Annotated in this window: 13 protein-coding genes; 8 read left to right on the forward strand and 5 right to left on the reverse strand. The window is 22.3% G+C overall.

Annotated elements, in window-relative coordinates:
* The first annotated feature begins 95 nt into the window (after positions 1-95).
* The gene (locus C7380_RS00120; protein ID WP_109603454.1) at positions 96-623 is read left to right on the forward strand and encodes a GNAT family N-acetyltransferase; all 528 of its coding nucleotides are present in this window, start codon (positions 96-98) and stop codon (positions 621-623) included.
* Here C7380_RS00120 and C7380_RS00125 read toward each other — a convergent pair whose 3' ends face one another.
* A complete protein-coding gene (locus tag C7380_RS00125) occupies positions 624-2,351 on the reverse strand; it encodes an ABC transporter ATP-binding protein (protein WP_109603455.1) in 1,728 nt (575 codons plus the stop codon).
* Positions 2,345-3,256, reverse strand: a complete 912-nt coding sequence (locus tag C7380_RS00130; protein WP_158274723.1) for an MBL fold metallo-hydrolase — start codon at positions 3,254-3,256, stop codon at positions 2,345-2,347. Before C7380_RS00130 ends, C7380_RS00125 begins: the two co-directional genes overlap by 7 nt.
* A 109-nt stretch (positions 3,257-3,365) precedes the next feature.
* On the opposite strand from C7380_RS00130, the gene C7380_RS00135 reads away from it, so the two are divergent.
* From C7380_RS00135 to C7380_RS00145, 3 genes are all read left to right on the forward strand, one after another.
* Positions 3,366-3,569: a putative motility protein gene (locus tag C7380_RS00135; RefSeq protein ID WP_109603457.1), complete on the forward strand. Its 204-nt coding sequence runs from the start codon at positions 3,366-3,368 to the stop codon at positions 3,567-3,569.
* 159 nt (positions 3,570-3,728) lie between these two features.
* Entirely contained in the window at positions 3,729-4,988 is a 1,260-nt protein-coding gene (locus C7380_RS00140; RefSeq protein ID WP_158274724.1) for a metallophosphoesterase family protein, read from the forward strand.
* Positions 4,985-8,104, forward strand: coding sequence for an AAA family ATPase (locus C7380_RS00145; RefSeq protein WP_158274725.1), 3,120 nt, complete (start codon positions 4,985-4,987; stop codon positions 8,102-8,104). Before C7380_RS00140 ends, C7380_RS00145 begins: the two co-directional genes overlap by 4 nt.
* Before the next feature lie 29 nt (positions 8,105-8,133).
* Here C7380_RS00145 and C7380_RS00150 read toward each other — a convergent pair whose 3' ends face one another.
* From C7380_RS00150 to C7380_RS00160, 3 genes are read right to left on the reverse strand one after another with little or no spacing between them, the layout of a single operon-like run.
* Positions 8,134-9,453, reverse strand: coding sequence for an MATE family efflux transporter (locus tag C7380_RS00150; RefSeq protein ID WP_109603460.1), 1,320 nt, complete (start codon positions 9,451-9,453; stop codon positions 8,134-8,136).
* Positions 9,443-10,762: an alpha-amylase family glycosyl hydrolase gene (locus C7380_RS00155; protein WP_109603461.1), complete on the reverse strand. Its 1,320-nt coding sequence runs from the start codon at positions 10,760-10,762 to the stop codon at positions 9,443-9,445. Before C7380_RS00155 ends, C7380_RS00150 begins: the two co-directional genes overlap by 11 nt.
* Positions 10,763-10,764: 2 nt before the next feature.
* A complete protein-coding gene (locus tag C7380_RS00160) occupies positions 10,765-11,745 on the reverse strand; it encodes a LacI family DNA-binding transcriptional regulator (protein WP_109603462.1) in 981 nt (326 codons plus the stop codon).
* 153 nt (positions 11,746-11,898) lie between these two features.
* On the opposite strand from C7380_RS00160, the gene C7380_RS00165 reads away from it, so the two are divergent.
* From C7380_RS00165 to C7380_RS00180, 4 genes are all read left to right on the forward strand, one after another.
* Positions 11,899-12,750: an alpha/beta fold hydrolase gene (locus C7380_RS00165; protein ID WP_158274726.1), complete on the forward strand. Its 852-nt coding sequence runs from the start codon at positions 11,899-11,901 to the stop codon at positions 12,748-12,750.
* Positions 12,751-13,321: 571 nt separating this feature from the next.
* A complete protein-coding gene (locus tag C7380_RS00170) occupies positions 13,322-14,515 on the forward strand; it encodes a quaternary amine ABC transporter ATP-binding protein (RefSeq protein WP_109603464.1) in 1,194 nt (397 codons plus the stop codon).
* A 1-nt stretch (position 14,516) separates the two neighbouring features.
* Entirely contained in the window at positions 14,517-15,338 is an 822-nt protein-coding gene (locus tag C7380_RS00175; RefSeq protein ID WP_109603465.1) for an ABC transporter permease, read from the forward strand.
* 66 nt (positions 15,339-15,404) lie between these two features.
* Positions 15,405-16,202 carry a glycine betaine ABC transporter substrate-binding protein gene (locus C7380_RS00180; RefSeq protein WP_109603710.1) on the forward strand — a complete coding sequence of 266 codons (798 nt, stop codon included), beginning with the start codon at positions 15,405-15,407 and terminating at the stop codon, positions 16,200-16,202.
* Positions 16,203-16,231 lie beyond the last annotated feature (29 nt).

Genomic DNA, 16,231 nt, shown 5'->3' on the forward strand with positions numbered 1-16,231 from the left:
TATTATATCACATAAACTATTCAATACACAAAAAAGTAACATACAAAAAAATATTTGATGTATAATTGACATAGTATAGTTTGAGAGGTGATTTAATGAATATAAGAATAGAAAAATTAAAACAAAAAAACTTAAATTTATTTAAAATAATAGAAAGTAAATTTATATCTAATTTTAAAGTTGTACCAAAAATGAAAGATTCTCATTTATATTATGACCTACAAAGAATAGATCAATATGAAAAATCTTATTCATTTGATTTTGAACTTGAAAAATTTATTACTATGGAAGATCGGTGTATATACTTTGCTTTCTTAAAAAAAGAAATTGTTGGTTCAATAACACTAAAAAAAAGCTGGAATAATTTTGTTAATATAATGGATATAAGGGTTTCAAATAATTTTAGAAATATAGGTATAGGTAATAAATTAATTCAATCTTCAAAAATATGGGCAAAAATGAATAACTGCAGCGGATTATTTGTTGAAACTCAAAATACAAATTATCAAGCTTGTAAATTTTATGAATCTCTCGGATTTAAATTAAAAGGATTTGATGAATTATACTATATAGGATTTGAAAATTACGATGAAATAGCTTTATTTTGGTATTTATTGATATAATTAACTTTTTATAAAATCATTATTTTGACTATTATAAAGGGAATAATATAATCCTTTATTTTCTATTAATTCATTATGATTTCCATCTTCAATTATTCCATCTTCTGTTAAAACAATTATTCTGTCAGCATTTTTAACTGTACTCAATCTATGAGCAATTATAAAAGTTGTTCTATTTTTTGATAAATTTTCTATTGATTTTTGAATAATTTTTTCACTCTTATTATCTAAAGCCGAAGTTGCTTCATCAAGTATCAAAATAGAAGGGTTTTTTAGAAACATTCGAGCAATAGATAATCTTTGTTTTTGTCCGCCAGATAATTTAACTCCTCTTTCACCTATGTAAGTATCATAACCATTTTCAAGATTCAAAATAAAATCATGAGCATTTGCTGCTTTTGATGCCTCGATAATTTCATCTTCTGAAGCATCCAATTTTCCATATCTTATATTTTCTAAAATACTACCAGAAAATAAAACTACATCTTGTTGTACAACTCCAACATTTTCTCTTAAAGATCTTAAAGTTACATTTTTTATATTTATTTGATCTATTAATATTTCTCCATCACTAATTTCATAAAATCTCGGTATTAAACTACATAAAGTTGTTTTTCCTGAACCAGAAGGACCAACTATTGCAATATTTTCACCCTTTTTAACAAAAAGATTTATGCTTTTTAAAATATTCTTACCTTCATCATATTTGAAAGTAACATTCTTAAATTGTACATTTCCTTCTACATTTTTTAATCTTAAAGCATTTGAAGAATCTTTTATATCTGGTTCTGTATCCATAATTTCTAAAAAACGTCTAAATCCTGCCGCTCCTTGTTGATATTGTTCAATAAATCTTAAAAGAACATTTAAAGGTGTTAAAAACTGTCCTATTAATATAGAATACGCAAAAAAATCCCCTATATTTATAATGTTTTTGTATACAAAAATTCCTCCAATTACAAGATTAATAACTATTGCCATATTAGAAAAAAAATTAACAACCGAATCAAATATTCCAATATGTTTAACTGCTTGTCTTCTTGCATCTCTTAAACTTTTATTATTTTCATCAAACTTCTTATTTTCATAGTCTTCATTTGTATAAGTTTGTACAACTCTTATGCCTGATATACTTTCAGAAATTTTAGCATTAATATTTGATGTTCTTCTTTTTAAGTCTCTAAAGGCTTTTTCAAGTTTATTATTATAATAAATCATAAACCAAAACATAAACGGTATAATGGCAAAAGTTATTAATGTCAATTTTACATTAATAAACAGAAGAATTATGAAAGAGCCTATTACTTTGATTGAAGAAATAAACAGATTTTCTGGTCCATGATGAGCAACTTCAGAAATTTCAAACAAATCATTTACTATTCTCGACATTATATGACCAGTCTTATTATTATCATAAAATTTAAAAGATAATTTTTGAAGATGTTGATAAAGATCTTTTCTCATATCATATTGAATCTTTACTCCTAAAACATGTCCCCAATATCCTACAACATATTCTAAAAACATTCTAACTAAATATAAAACTGTTAAAAAAATTCCAAAAAATATTATTTTATTTAAATTTTTATTTGGAATCAAATCATTTAAAATATATCTCGAAATTAAAGGGTATACTAAATCAGAAACTGAAATCAAAAATGCAGCCGTCATATCAATTATAAATAAAAATTTATGTGGCTTATAATATTCTGCAAATCTTTTTAACACAAATTATCCCCTGCCTTCAATTTTATTAGATTATCCATAATAATTTTAATTTTTTTATTATTTATCAATGAAGATATATGAGCATTTATAGTTGTAATATTAAAGTAGTATTCTGTTGGAGTTGAATTTTTTAAGTTTAGTTTTTCAAAAATTTTTTTATACAGTTCTTCAAAAGAAAGTTTATTTTTATTATTAATAAAAATATTTATAATGATATCATTTATATCTTTTATTCTATTTATATTTAAATCAACTGTTTTATGTAAATCTTTTATGATATTTCCATGTGAAGGAACATATAAGTAATTTGAATAGTTCTTTATCAAATTTAAACCTTCAATCAATGAATCAATATTTATATAAAAAGATAATTTATGTTTATTTAAAATTTCCTCAGAGATCACAAGATCGCCACCAAAAATAACATTATCATATAAAATACTTAGATGGCCATAAGAATGTCCTTCATTTCTTATTAATTCAAATTCAAAATCTTTAACTTTAATTTTTTTAATATCGGACGATAATTTAATGTCTACAGTACAAGGATTTGAAAAAACAAATTTATTTTTGATTCTGTTTGGAGCATTTGCACCTAAAAATTGTGAATTGACTTTTAATTGAGGATTTTCTATAAAAATAGATTCTTTTTCATCTGCATATATAATCGGATTAAATATTTCTCTATAATAATAATTTTCACCACAATGGTCTGCATGTGAATGTGTATTAATTATTGCTATAAGATTTAAATTATTTTCTTTTATAAAATTACATACAAAATTTGTAGTTTTTCTATTACATCCTGTATCAATCAAAATTATTTCATTATTATTTTTTACATAACCTAAGTTAGTATCACCAGTAAAAAAGCCTACTTTTTTATTTATTGATATTTTACTCATAAGAATACCTCCAAACATTTATCATTATAACATTTAATTAGCTAACCTAACAAAAAAAATATGTTATAATTAAATAACACTATATTCGAATCCGAAAGGAGGAGCTATAATGAATGTACAAGGTGTATCAGCAATGATGTCAAATATGCAAGGAATGGAAACAGCAATGAAAATTTCAACTTCTGTAACAAGCAAAGCTTTAGATACAACAAAATTGATAGGTAACATGGTTATGGAAAATATAGAAAGCGCAAAAGTAGATCCAATGGTTAAAGATCCTAACAGAGGGCATAACTTAGATATATTAGTTTGATATAAAAATACTTAGGTTAATTAATTATATTAAAACCGTTTTTTAAAAACGGTTTTTTTTAATTTATAAAAAAAATATTAAAATTTTAAAATTGTTTATTATTAAGGTATAATAAATATGTATTTATTATTATCATTATTTATTATTGGGAGGATTTGTATGAAAGAACCTAAATTTAAGTTTATACACTGTTCTGATATACACTTAAATGATTTATATTATATGAATGATATAAATCAAGAAAACGACTCTAAAAATAAAATTAAAAGTTTTAAAACATTTGATAAACTAATATCAGATGCAATTGCTTTTGATGTTGATTTCATATTGATAAGTGGAGATTTAATAAACAAAAATATTTATTCTTTAAAAGCAAAAAAACATATAATTGAAAAATTTGATCATTTAAAACAATTCAATATAAATGTATATATTATAGGTGGTCAAATAGATGAATCAAAAGAAGTATTCTGGAAGGAATTCAATATTCCAGAAAATGTAAATTATTTTTCTAATTCAAGAACTCAAGTATTTCCATTTATAAAAAAAGATAAAGTAGTTGCAAATATATTTGGAATAAGCTTTAACGATTCTAACCCTAAAGAAAATCTTTCATATATGTTTACAAATAAGAGCAATGAAACTTTTTCAATTGGAATGATGTATGCAAATATAATGGAAATAAATGAAAACTTTAAAATAAATCCAGTGAGCATAGATGATTTAAAAAATAATACTATAAATTATTGGGCAATAGGTTCAGAACATACAAACAATATATTAAATGCCGATCCATATATTGTAAGTTCTGGAAGCTTAAGTGCTCATTCTTTAGATGATTTAGGAGAAAAAGGGTATTATTTAGTTGAAGTTAAAGGTAAAAGGATTTTAAACATTGATTTTCATCCAATATCAAATATAATATATGAAAATCTAGATATTCATATAAATAAATTGAAAAATATTGAAGAATTAAAAAAAGTAATCGATTCAAATATAAATAATTTGATAAACAAATATCAAAACAAATATATTTTTTTAAATATAATTTTAAAAGGCAAAGGATATCTTCATAAACATTTAAATGAACAAAATGTAGAAAAACTTTTTTTTGAATACAAAAATTTAACAAAATATAGCAACTCAATAATAAATTTAATAAATATAGAAAATGAAACTTTTCCGGATTTAGACTTTGAAATGAGGAAAAAAACAGATGATTTTATTTCAAGAACTATAAAAATATATGAAAACAATAAACAAAATTCAAAAAATTATATACTAAAAAATATACAAAATGAAAATTCTTATAAAAAAATAGAAAAATATTTAAATTATATAAAAGACGATGAATTCGATAAAATATATGAAAAATCTCTAATAAAAGCTTTTGACTATCTCGGTGGTGAAGAATATTGAAAGTAAAATCTTTATTTATAGAAAATTTTGGAATATTCAACAATTTTCATATTGAAAATTTTGATAAAAATATAAATTTAATATATGGTGAAAATGAATCTGGAAAAACAACCTTAAAAAACTTTATAAATTATATCTTTTTTGGAGAAAATTTAAATTATAGATCCAATGAAGATATAAATTTTGGTGGATATTTAGAAATAACTTCAAAAGAAAAATATTATAAAATAATAAGATATGAAAACAGCCTTTCCATAATAGATGAGAATGGAAAGATTGTTAATAAAAATCCCCAAGAACTCTTTTTAAACTCAATAGATTACAACACATATAATAAAATATTTTCCTTAAATATAAACGATCTTGAAAGACTGGATATATCAGATAAAAATATAAATAATGTTATATTTTCTGCTGGAACTGGTCTTGGAAATAAATCAATTACTGAAATAATAAAAAATATAGAATTAAAAGAAGAAGAATTGATTTCTTTAAGAAATCAAGAAAAATTGATAAACAGAAAGATTGATAAAATAGATGAATTAGATGAAAATATAAAAAAATTAAATATAAAACTTCAAAAATATGATGATTATAATAATAAAATAAATAAAAACATTCAAAAGATAAATTCTATAGATTTAAATATAAAAGATTTTTTTAATAAAAAAGAAATTTATTCTATATCAAACAAAATTTTCCCTATGTTTCATGAAAAAAACAAATTAATAAATGAAATAAGTTCATTAGAATACTCTTCTTGTTTCCCAACTCGTGGAGATGAAAGATATTTAAACATTAAAAATCAAAAATATGAAACTGAAAAAACTATTAAAGAATTATCTTTGGAAATTAAAAACCTAAAAACAGAAAAAGAAACCATAAAAATAAATGAAGATATATTATTAAATTCTGAATTGATAAAATATCTTTTTGAAAATAATTATGATTATAAAAAGAAAAAAATTGATTATGAAACTGCCAAAGATAAATATAACAACTTATCTTTAGAGTTAGAAGAACAATTAAAAATAATCGGTAAAGACTGGAATATAAACCGTCTTGAAGATACTCAAATAACATCTGATTCAAGAAATGTAGCATTTAAAATTTCGAAAAAACATCAAGATATTACCCAAGAAATAAAAACTCTTGAAAAACAATTAGAAATCGAAAAAATTAATATAAATAATTTAAACTTGGATAAAAATAAATTAATTGAAGAAAGAAGTAACATAAAAATAGATGATTTAAATGTTGAAAACATAAAAAATAAAAAAATAAAACTTTTTGAAATGCAAAAAATATTTACTCAAATAGAAAATTTAGTAAAAAGAAAAGATGAAATACAAAACGAAATTGATCATATAAATCAAAATATTGAGAAAATAAATTCAAAAAAAGATAATTTTGGAACATTTTTTGGAACTACTGGTTATATAATAATTTGGATATTATTAATGATTTCTGGTGGAGCAACTTTTTATTTTTTAAATAATATTGCTGGAATATCTATATCAATATTTTCATTTTTTATGATAATAATAGGGAAAATGAAATACAATAATGAAAATTTTAAATTAAATGATTTGAAAAATGAAATAGAAGAAAATAATGCTCTGATAGATGAAAAATATTCTCAAATAAAAAATATAAATAATCAAATAGAAAATTTTGCCCAAAAAAAAGTTCAAATATCAGAAGAAATCGAAATAAATCCAAATATATTAGAAAAAGAAATGGAATTAGAATTAATAAAAAATGAAAAAGCCCATGAAAATTATCAAAAATATATGAACTATTCAAATTCTATTGAAAATACCAATGAAAGAATAAATAATTCGAATAATTTGGTAGAAAAATACAATGATGAAATACAAAAATTAAAAAATGAACAAATGGAAATAGAAAATAAATGGAAAGAATGGTTAAAAGAAAAAAAATACGATGAATCATATACTCCATTCAACTTTGAAGGGTTTATAAACTCCATAAATCATTCAAAAAATATCTTAAGGGAATTCAGAAATGCTGAAAATATAATAAAAAAATTAAAAACTTTTATAGATGAATATGAAAATAAATTAAATCTTTTAAAATCAAAATTTGAAGAAAAATATGAATTAAATTCAATTCAAAATATCCATGAAGAATTATTAGAAAATATAAAAAATAATACTATAAAAGATTCATTAGATAAAACAATAAAAGAAAAAGAAGCTATTTATAAAAATAAATTAGAATTTTTATCAAATCTTGATAATAATATATTAAATTTATTTAAAAAAGCTAATACAACAAATGAAGATGAATATTTTAAAGTCTCAGAAGATTTTAAAAAATTAACAATTCTAAAAGAAAATATAAATGATTTAGATAAACAAATGGATAACTATTTAAAAAACAATAAATATTTTTCTGAAATAATAGATATATTAAAAAATATAGATAAAACAACTATAGAAAAAACAATTGAAGATTGTGATGAATATATATCAAAATTAAAAAATAAAAAAATCTCTCTAAAAGAAGAAAATATAAACTTTGAAAAAGAAAAGATAGCACTTGAAAATCTTGAAGAATATATAGAATTAATTCAAAAAAGAGAAAATATAAAAAATACTATAATAAAAAATATAAAAAAATTATTAGAATTAAATACAAGTAAAAATATAATAAATGATACAGTAACTTTCTTTAAAAATAACAGAATTGCTGTTTTCAATACAGCCAGTAAAAATATTCAATTAATGACCGATTATAAATATAAACTAATATATAATGATGAAAAATTATTCTTAAAAGATAAAAAAAATATTGAAAAAAACAAAAATAAATGGAGCGATGGAACATTAGATCAAGTATATTTATCTTCAAGACTTGCTTTCATAGAAGAATATAATAAAAAATCATCATCTCTTCCTGTTGTATTAGATGATATACTAATAAAATTTGATTTATATAGAAAAAGAAAAGCACTCGAATTATTAATAGAATTCTCAAAAAATAATCAAATATTTGTATTTACTTGTAATAAAAAAACAAAAGAAATCTTCGAAAGTTTAAATAACAATTCTAAAATTTATACTTTAAAAAATGGAATATTAGAAAAATAAATGCTTTATTATATAAAGCATTTATTTTTTTAATTCAAATTTTTTATCCATTTTTTTCTGATATATCTAATAAAAAATAAAGTTCCTTTAAAAAATTCACCTATTATCATAGCAAAAAATATACCATTCAATTTAAAATCAAAAACAAATCCTAAAATATATGAAAGAGGGATTTGAATAATCCAAAAACCAAATAAAGTTATAAATAATATGCTCCAAGTATCTCCTCCACTTCTCAAAATATAAGGAAAAATTATATTAGAAGTTTGACAAAAAATCAAAAATATCAAATAAATCATCAAACTTTTTCCAATAAATACAGAATTTTGACTTAATTTAAACCAATCAAAAATATTGTCATAAAATAAAATTATTATAAAACTCAAAATAGAAGTAATTAAAAAACTTAAAAAAATACTTTGTTTAGAATAAATATTAGATTTTTCATAATCTTTTTTTCCTAAATATCCAGCTATAATACCAACACTTGCAGAAGCTAACGCTGAAATTGGAGTAAGAACAATACTTTGAAATATTTTTAAAACTTCAAAAATTGCCATTTGATCTGTTCCTAATCTAAAAATTAATGAAGTGTTTACAGTAGCAGCAAATTGCCAAACAGCGCCATCAATAGTCATTGGTAAAGAAATATATAATAATCTTTTTAAAATATCTTTATTAAAATTAAATTTGAAAATTATATTCTCAAATTTAAATCTTTTATAAACAAAAAAAATCAAAATAATAAATTCTAATATTCTTGCTAAAAAAGTAGCCCAAGCTGCCCCTAAAACTCCAAAATCTAAAATTATTATAAAAAAATAATCAAAGCAAACATTAAATATCATAGAAAATAGAGTTGCTAACATCGGAAAAAAATTCTTTTTATTAGCAACAAAAAAACCCGAAAAAACGGAAGATAATATTATAAAAATAATCGATGGGATATTTATAAAAAAATATTCATAAGCCTTATCAAAAGCTATTCCATCAATTTTCATCCAACTTAAAAATGTATCAGACCACATATAAAAAATGCTCATCAATAATAAAGATAAGAAAATTGAAAAACTAATAGTATTATTAATTAACTTATTAGTATATTCTTTATCATTTTTACCTTCGCTTTGTGATACTAAAATTGTAAAACCTGAAGAAAAAGAAAAAACAATAACCAAAAAAAGTGATATCAATTGATTAGCCCCACCAACACCAGCTATTGTATCTTCTCCAAGTTGACCAACAAAAATCTTGTCAATAGTTCCCAAAAGTATACGCAAAGTATTTTGTACTATTAATGGAAAAGAAATTAAAAAAATATCAACTAAAATATTAAATCTATTTTTCATAACTTAAAATATATACTCCTTTTTCAAAAAAAGAATCTTCATAGTATTCTTCAGTCAATTCATCAAAATAAGTTCCTTCCAACAAATAATTATCATTTTTATTTACTAAAATCATAAATTTGTCTTCATTATAGACTTTATCAAAAATAAGAACATCTTTATCTTCTTTTAAAATATAATTCCCTTTAAAAAGTGATTTGTTATTCTTTCTAAGATTTACAAGTTTTTTGAATAAATCAAATAAATATTTTTCTTTAATAGAATGATTATCTTTAAATTTCATAGAAACTCTACCAGATTCATGAAAATTTTTATAAGTTATATCTCCTTGAATACCTATTTCATTTCCATATTCAAACATTAAATTTCCACTAAGTGTAAATAAAAATTTCAATACCATTTCAAATTTCTTATAATCTCTACAAATATTAATAAATCTTGGTAAATCATGATTTTCCATGAAATATGTCAATTTAAAGTTTTTATTATTCATAGAGTATGATTTAATTATTCTATTGAAAAATTGAGAATTATTAATTTTATCTTCCGCAAAAAACTCTATAATAGAATCATACATATAAAAATCAAATAAAGATGTAAAAGTAGTATTTCCATCAAACTCTTTAAAATGTTTTATAAGTTTATAATTATCATTAGAATCAGAAATATCATCCCAAACCTCTCCAAGCAAAATAATATCTTTATTTATATTTTTAAGTTCTATATAAAATTCACTCCAAAATTCTATAGGTAACCCTATTGCATGATCAAGCCTATAACCATCAATATTAAATTTTTCAACCCAATATTTCCCAACAGAAATTAAAAATTTTTTTGTTTCTAAATCTTCAACATTCCAAAACTTAAAAAGCCTTTGCCATCTATTTTCTTGAGGCGTTTTTGGATTTTCTGTAACGGGTCTAAACTGTGTAATCGTTTCCATTTCATAAAATTTAGATACATGATTAAGAACTAAATCAAAAATAACTTTAATATCATTTGAATGACATAAATTTATAAAATTATGCAATAATTTCTGACTTTTGAATTCATTTTTATCAAAAATATGAGTTGCAAGTTTAAAATAATTAACAGTATCATATCCGTGAGTAGTATCACTTTTAAAAATAGGTGCAAGATATATTAAATCAACCCCGAGTTCTTTAATATAATCAAAATTATCAATAATTCCTTTTAAATCTCCTTCTACTGAATTGCTCTCACAAAATCTATATTCATTTGGTAAAAAATCATTTTCTGAATCACCATTATAAAAGAATTTTACTAAAATATGATATCCAATAAACATATTTAACCTCCTGTACTATTTCTATAAACTATTTTATAGTTCATAGATATTTTATTTATAGAATTTGTTGATTTAATTTGTTGATACAATAAAACAGCAGCATTATAACCAAGTTGATACTTATCATAGCTAACACTAGTTAATGAAGGTGTTATATATTTTACAATATCCATATCATCAAAACCACTAATCCAAACTCTTTTTGGAATATTTACATTTACACTTTTCAAATATGAAATACATGAAATAGCTATTGAATCATTGCAACATATTATTCCATCATAATCACTAATTTTATTATTATTAAAAAAATTTTCTATTATTTTATAAGATTCATCAATAGAAAAAGATGCTTCAAGAATCTTATAATTATGAATATTATTATTTTTTAATGTATTTTCAAAAGATTTTTTCCTAATTTGAGAACTATAATTATATTCTTGACCATTTATAAACAATAAATTTTTTTTATCATTTTTCAAATAAAATTCAACTATTTCTTTCATAGAACTATAATGATCTTGTATTACACAAGGAATATCTTTAAACTCATAATCTATAATGACAAAAGGTTTTTTATTTCCAAATTCTTTAATTTTACCATCAATTGAATTATCAATATACCATGGAAAATAAATTATTCCATCAACATTTTTATTCAATAAAAATTCAATATTTTCAACTTCATTTTTATACCTATCAGCTGATAGAAGAATTGAATAATTTTTTTTTGAAAAAAAATCTGTTATACCAAAAATAATTTTTCTAAAATATGTATCAACACCTGGAATAAAAACTCCAATAGTTTTAGTTTTCTTTGTAGTTAAACTTTGTGCATAAATATTTGGAGTGAAATCGGTTTCTTTTATGACTTTTAATACTTTTTCTCTTACTTCATCTCTTACACCTGATTTATTGTTCAAAACTCTTGATACTGTTGAAATAGAAACATCACACATCTTTGCTATTTCTTTCATTTTCATAACCTTTTTCACCCCCGTTTAACTTATATTATCATAAAAAGATTTTTTTTGCAACCGGTTGCAAAATTTCATAATAATAAAAAGTTATTTTGATAACAAAAAAATAATAAAAAAAAGATAATATATAATATGAGATTATATGGAGGGAACAATATGTTTATAAAAACAAATGATGATTTAAAATTATATTATAATTTTAAAAATAATAATAAAAAAAATACTCTTTTTTTCATACATGGAGGACCTGGTGCTTCATCTTATTTCTTTGAAAAACATATGTCAGAACAAATATCAAAAAATTATAATTTATTAACTTATGATCAAAGAGGTTGTGGTAGATCTGATGGAAATAAAAATACCGATTATACTTTAAATACTTTATTAAATGATATAGATATAATAATAAAAAAACTTTCATTAGATAATATTAATCTGCTTTGTCATTCATTTGGTGGAATTTTAGGTTTAAATTATATACTTAAATATCAAAAAATAAAATCATTAATTCTTTTAAATTCAACTTTAAACTTTATAGATTCTATAAAATACCAAATAACTCAAATAAACAAAATATTAAATATAAAAAATGAAACTATAAATAATAACAAAATATTAAATGAATGGTTAAAAAAATTAAGTATCTTAAATAAAGAAAAAAAAATACATAAACTTTCTTTTTTCAAGTATGAAAATTACAAAAACTTTTTCAAAATAAATGAAATTGAAAATAAAGAAAATTTTCTACAACAATATGTTTTAAATTCTTCAGAATATTTTAAAAATTTTAATGAAAAAACCGAAAAAATTCATATTCCAGTCTTAATAATCAACGGTATATATGACAATTCTGTAAATCCAAATGATTATAAAATAATGAAATTTAAAAACCTCTATATATCAAATATAAAAGGATCACATATGTTATATTATGAAAATCAAAAAGAATTTTTAAATGCAATTAATCATTTTTTGAATGATTTAAATATAAAAAACAAAACAATTTAATGTTTTTTTATTTAAATGAAATAAAAATAACTTTTTATTATTTTATCAATTTTTTTAATTTCATTTTAAAGAAATGAAAAAGTTGTTTTTAAATATCGTTTTTAATTAACATTCGTTAACAATAAATTACATATAATATTATATTTATGTAAATATAAATAATATGTTTCTATTATATATATTAAATAAAAATTTTTATTATTTTCATAAAATCCAATTCAAAAAAATAACAAAAATCAAGAAAACACTTATAATGGGAAAAATTCTAATTATAAAATCATAAAATTCAAAAATGAAAAAACTTCTTATTAATATATCATCAACATAACTCCTATTTAATTTATTAAATTAAATTTACTTCATTTTAATCTATATAAATTTAATAGCTTTTTAATAGCTATAGTGTATTATTAATTGTGCAAGATTAATTAGCTTCAATTAAATCTTATTATTAACAAAAAACTTCAAAATACTTCAAATTCAAAATCTAATAAAAAATTCAAAAATCAAGCCATTAAAAGTGGTTCTATTTTTTTGTTTTTTTAACAAATAATAGTTCAGGAGGTAAACAATGAATAATGAATACAAATTAGAGGTTAAAAACCTTTATAAAGTTTTTGGTCCTAATCCAAAAAAAGTTTTTCCTTTAATAAAAAAAGGATTAACAAAAAGTGAAATACTAAAAAAAACAGGAAATACTATAGGTGTAAATGATGTGAGTTTCAACGTAAAAGAAAAAGAAATTTTTGTTGTAATGGGACTTTCTGGAAGTGGAAAATCCACATTAATAAGATGTTTAAATAGATTGATAGAACCTACTTCAGGAGATATATTAATCGATGGTCAAGATATAGTTAAAACCAATAAAGAAGAATTGAGAAATATAAGAAGAAAAAAGTTAGCAATGGTTTTTCAAAAATTTGCTTTATTTCCACACAGAACTATATCTTCAAATGTTGAATATGGATTAGAAGTTCAAGGTGTAGACAAAGAAGAAAGAAAAGAAAAAGCATATGAAGCATTAGAAATGGTTGGTCTTAAAGGGTATGAAGAACAAAAACCAAATGAATTAAGTGGTGGGATGCAACAAAGAGTTGGCCTTGCAAGAGCTTTAGCAACAAATCCTGATATTTTATTAATGGATGAAGCATTTAGTGCTTTAGATCCTTTAATAAGAAAAGATATGCAAGATCAACTATTAGAACTTCAAGAAAGGTTACATAAAACAATAATATTTATAACTCATGATTTAGATGAAGCTTTAAAACTCGGAGATAGAATAGCAATAATGAAAGATGGTAGAGTAGTTCAAATTGGAAGTGCAGAAGAAATATTAACTAATCCAGCAAATGGTTATGTAAAAGATTTCGTTCAAGATGTTGATAGATCCAAAGTAATAAAAGCAGAAGCTATTATGCAAAAGCCACTCGATAATCTTCTTCCTAAAGATACACCAAGAGTAGCTGTAAGAAAAATGAGAAAAGCTGGAATAGATTCTATTTTAGTAACAAAAAAAGATAGGACTTTAGAAGGTATAGTTACTATAGAAAAAGCTTCAAAAGCAGTTGAAAATGGAGAAACAACTATTGAAAATATTATAGAGAGAGATGTACATAAAGTTTCACCTGATATACCAATCTTAGATATTTTACCAATGCATATAGAATATAATCATCCTGTCTGTGTAGTAAACGAAGAAAACAAACTTTTAGGAATAATTGTAAAAGTATCTGTTTTAGCAGGTATATTAGGGGAGGTAGATTAAAATTATCGATTTAAAAATAGGTAAAGGATTTGAAATAATAGTTAATTGGTTAAAAGATAATTGGGAACCTTTTTTTGATGGTGTAGCAAGTTTTATAAATTTTATAATATCTTCATTAGAAGATTTATTTACTTGGATTCCTTGGTATGTAATGTTAGCAATCTTAGTAGTAGTTGCTTGGAGAAAAACGGGAAAAGGTACAGCAATATTTACGTTTATAGGATTATTTTTAATACAAAGCATGGATCTTTGGTCAGAAACAATGCAAACACTTGCATTAGTAACAAGTTCAGCTTTACTTGCATTAATAATTGGAATTCCATTGGGTATATGGTCTTCAAAAAGTGATACTGTAAATAAAGTAATGAGACCTATCCTTGATTTCATGCAAACAATGCCAGCTTTCGTATATTTAATACCAGCTGTATTGTTTTTTGGTTTAGGTAAAGTTCCTGGTGCAGTAGCAACAATAATTTTCTCAATGCCACCAGCTGTAAGACTTACTAATCTTGCTATAAGACAAGTTCCAGAAGATGTAGTCGAAGCAAGCCGTTCTTTTGGTTCTACATCATCACAAATGCTTTTTAAAGTTGAATTACCAATAGCAACTCCAACAATATTAGCCGGAATTAATCAAACTATTATGCTTGCATTATCAATGGTTGTTATATCTTCAATGATAGGTGCTGGCGGATTAGGTAAAAAAGTCTTAAATGGTATCACTCAATATAAAATTGGAATGGGATTTGAAAGTGGTTTAGCTGTTGTTATTCTTGCAATGATTCTCGATAGAATAACTCAATCATTAGGGAAAAAGAAATAATAATTCAAATACTATATAGGAGGGATTTTTTTGAAAAAAATCATATTATTTTTATTCATTACTATTATGGCATTAAATGTATTCGCTAAGGAAACTGTCAAACTTGCTTATGCAAATTGGGCTGAAGGTATTGCGATGACAAATCTCGCAAAAGTTATTTTAGAAGATGAAATGGGTTATGATGTTGAAACAACAATGGCTGATCCTGGATTAATATTTGTATCATTAGCTCAAGGAAATCAAGATGCATTTTTAGATGCTTGGTTACCAATAACACATGAAGCTTATATAAAACAATTTGGAGATAAATTAACTGATTTAGGATATAATTTTGAAGGTGCGAGAATAGGATTAGTTGTTCCTGAATATGTAAATATAAACTCTATAGAAGAATTAAATAATTCAAAAGATAAATTTGATTCTCAAATAGTAGGAATAGATGCTGGTGCAGGAATAATGAGTACTACATATAGTGCAATAGATGCTTATGACTTAGATCTTGAATTAATAGAAAGTTCAGGACCGGTTATGACAGCTTCATTAGCAAATGCAATAGATAAAAAAGAATGGATTGTAGTAACTGGATGGCAACCACATTGGAAATTTGCAAGATTTGATCTTAAATTCTTAGATGATCCAAAAGAAGTATATGGAAAAGCAGAAAATCTTCATACAATGGCAAGAAGAAATTTTATAATTGATATGCCAGAAGTTGCACAATTCCTAACACATTTTTACCTTAATTCACAACAACTTGGTTCATTAATGGACATGATTTCAAACAGTGATGATGCTGAAGATGCTGCAAGAGAATGGATTAAACAAAATAAAAAAGTTGTTGAAAATTGGATACCAAATAATTAATAATACAATAAAAACGGTATGATTATAAA

It is taken from the genome of Oceanotoga teriensis (genome assembly GCF_003148465.1).
Classification (GTDB): Bacteria; Thermotogota; Thermotogae; order Petrotogales; family Petrotogaceae; genus Oceanotoga; species Oceanotoga teriensis.

What these genes read in the sequence shown, in the direction of transcription:
- C7380_RS00130 (WP_158274723.1), bottom strand. Translation starts at nt 3,256, where the DNA reads ATGAGTAAAATATCAATAAATAAAAAAGTAGGCTTTTTTACTGGTGAT.
- C7380_RS00135 (WP_109603457.1), top strand. Translation starts at nt 3,366, where the DNA reads ATGAATGTACAAGGTGTATCAGCAATGATGTCAAATATGCAAGGAATG.
- C7380_RS00165 (WP_158274726.1), top strand. Translation starts at nt 11,899, where the DNA reads ATGTTTATAAAAACAAATGATGATTTAAAATTATATTATAATTTTAAA.
- C7380_RS00150 (WP_109603460.1), bottom strand. Translation starts at nt 9,453, where the DNA reads ATGAAAAATAGATTTAATATTTTAGTTGATATTTTTTTAATTTCTTTT.
- C7380_RS00155 (WP_109603461.1), bottom strand. Translation starts at nt 10,762, where the DNA reads ATGTTTATTGGATATCATATTTTAGTAAAATTCTTTTATAATGGTGAT.
- C7380_RS00170 (WP_109603464.1), top strand. Translation starts at nt 13,322, where the DNA reads ATGAATAATGAATACAAATTAGAGGTTAAAAACCTTTATAAAGTTTTT.
- C7380_RS00140 (WP_158274724.1), top strand. Translation starts at nt 3,729, where the DNA reads ATGAAAGAACCTAAATTTAAGTTTATACACTGTTCTGATATACACTTA.
- C7380_RS00160 (WP_109603462.1), bottom strand. Translation starts at nt 11,745, where the DNA reads ATGAAAATGAAAGAAATAGCAAAGATGTGTGATGTTTCTATTTCAACA.
- C7380_RS00180 (WP_109603710.1), top strand. Translation starts at nt 15,405, where the DNA reads ATGGCATTAAATGTATTCGCTAAGGAAACTGTCAAACTTGCTTATGCA.
- C7380_RS00120 (WP_109603454.1), top strand. Translation starts at nt 96, where the DNA reads ATGAATATAAGAATAGAAAAATTAAAACAAAAAAACTTAAATTTATTT.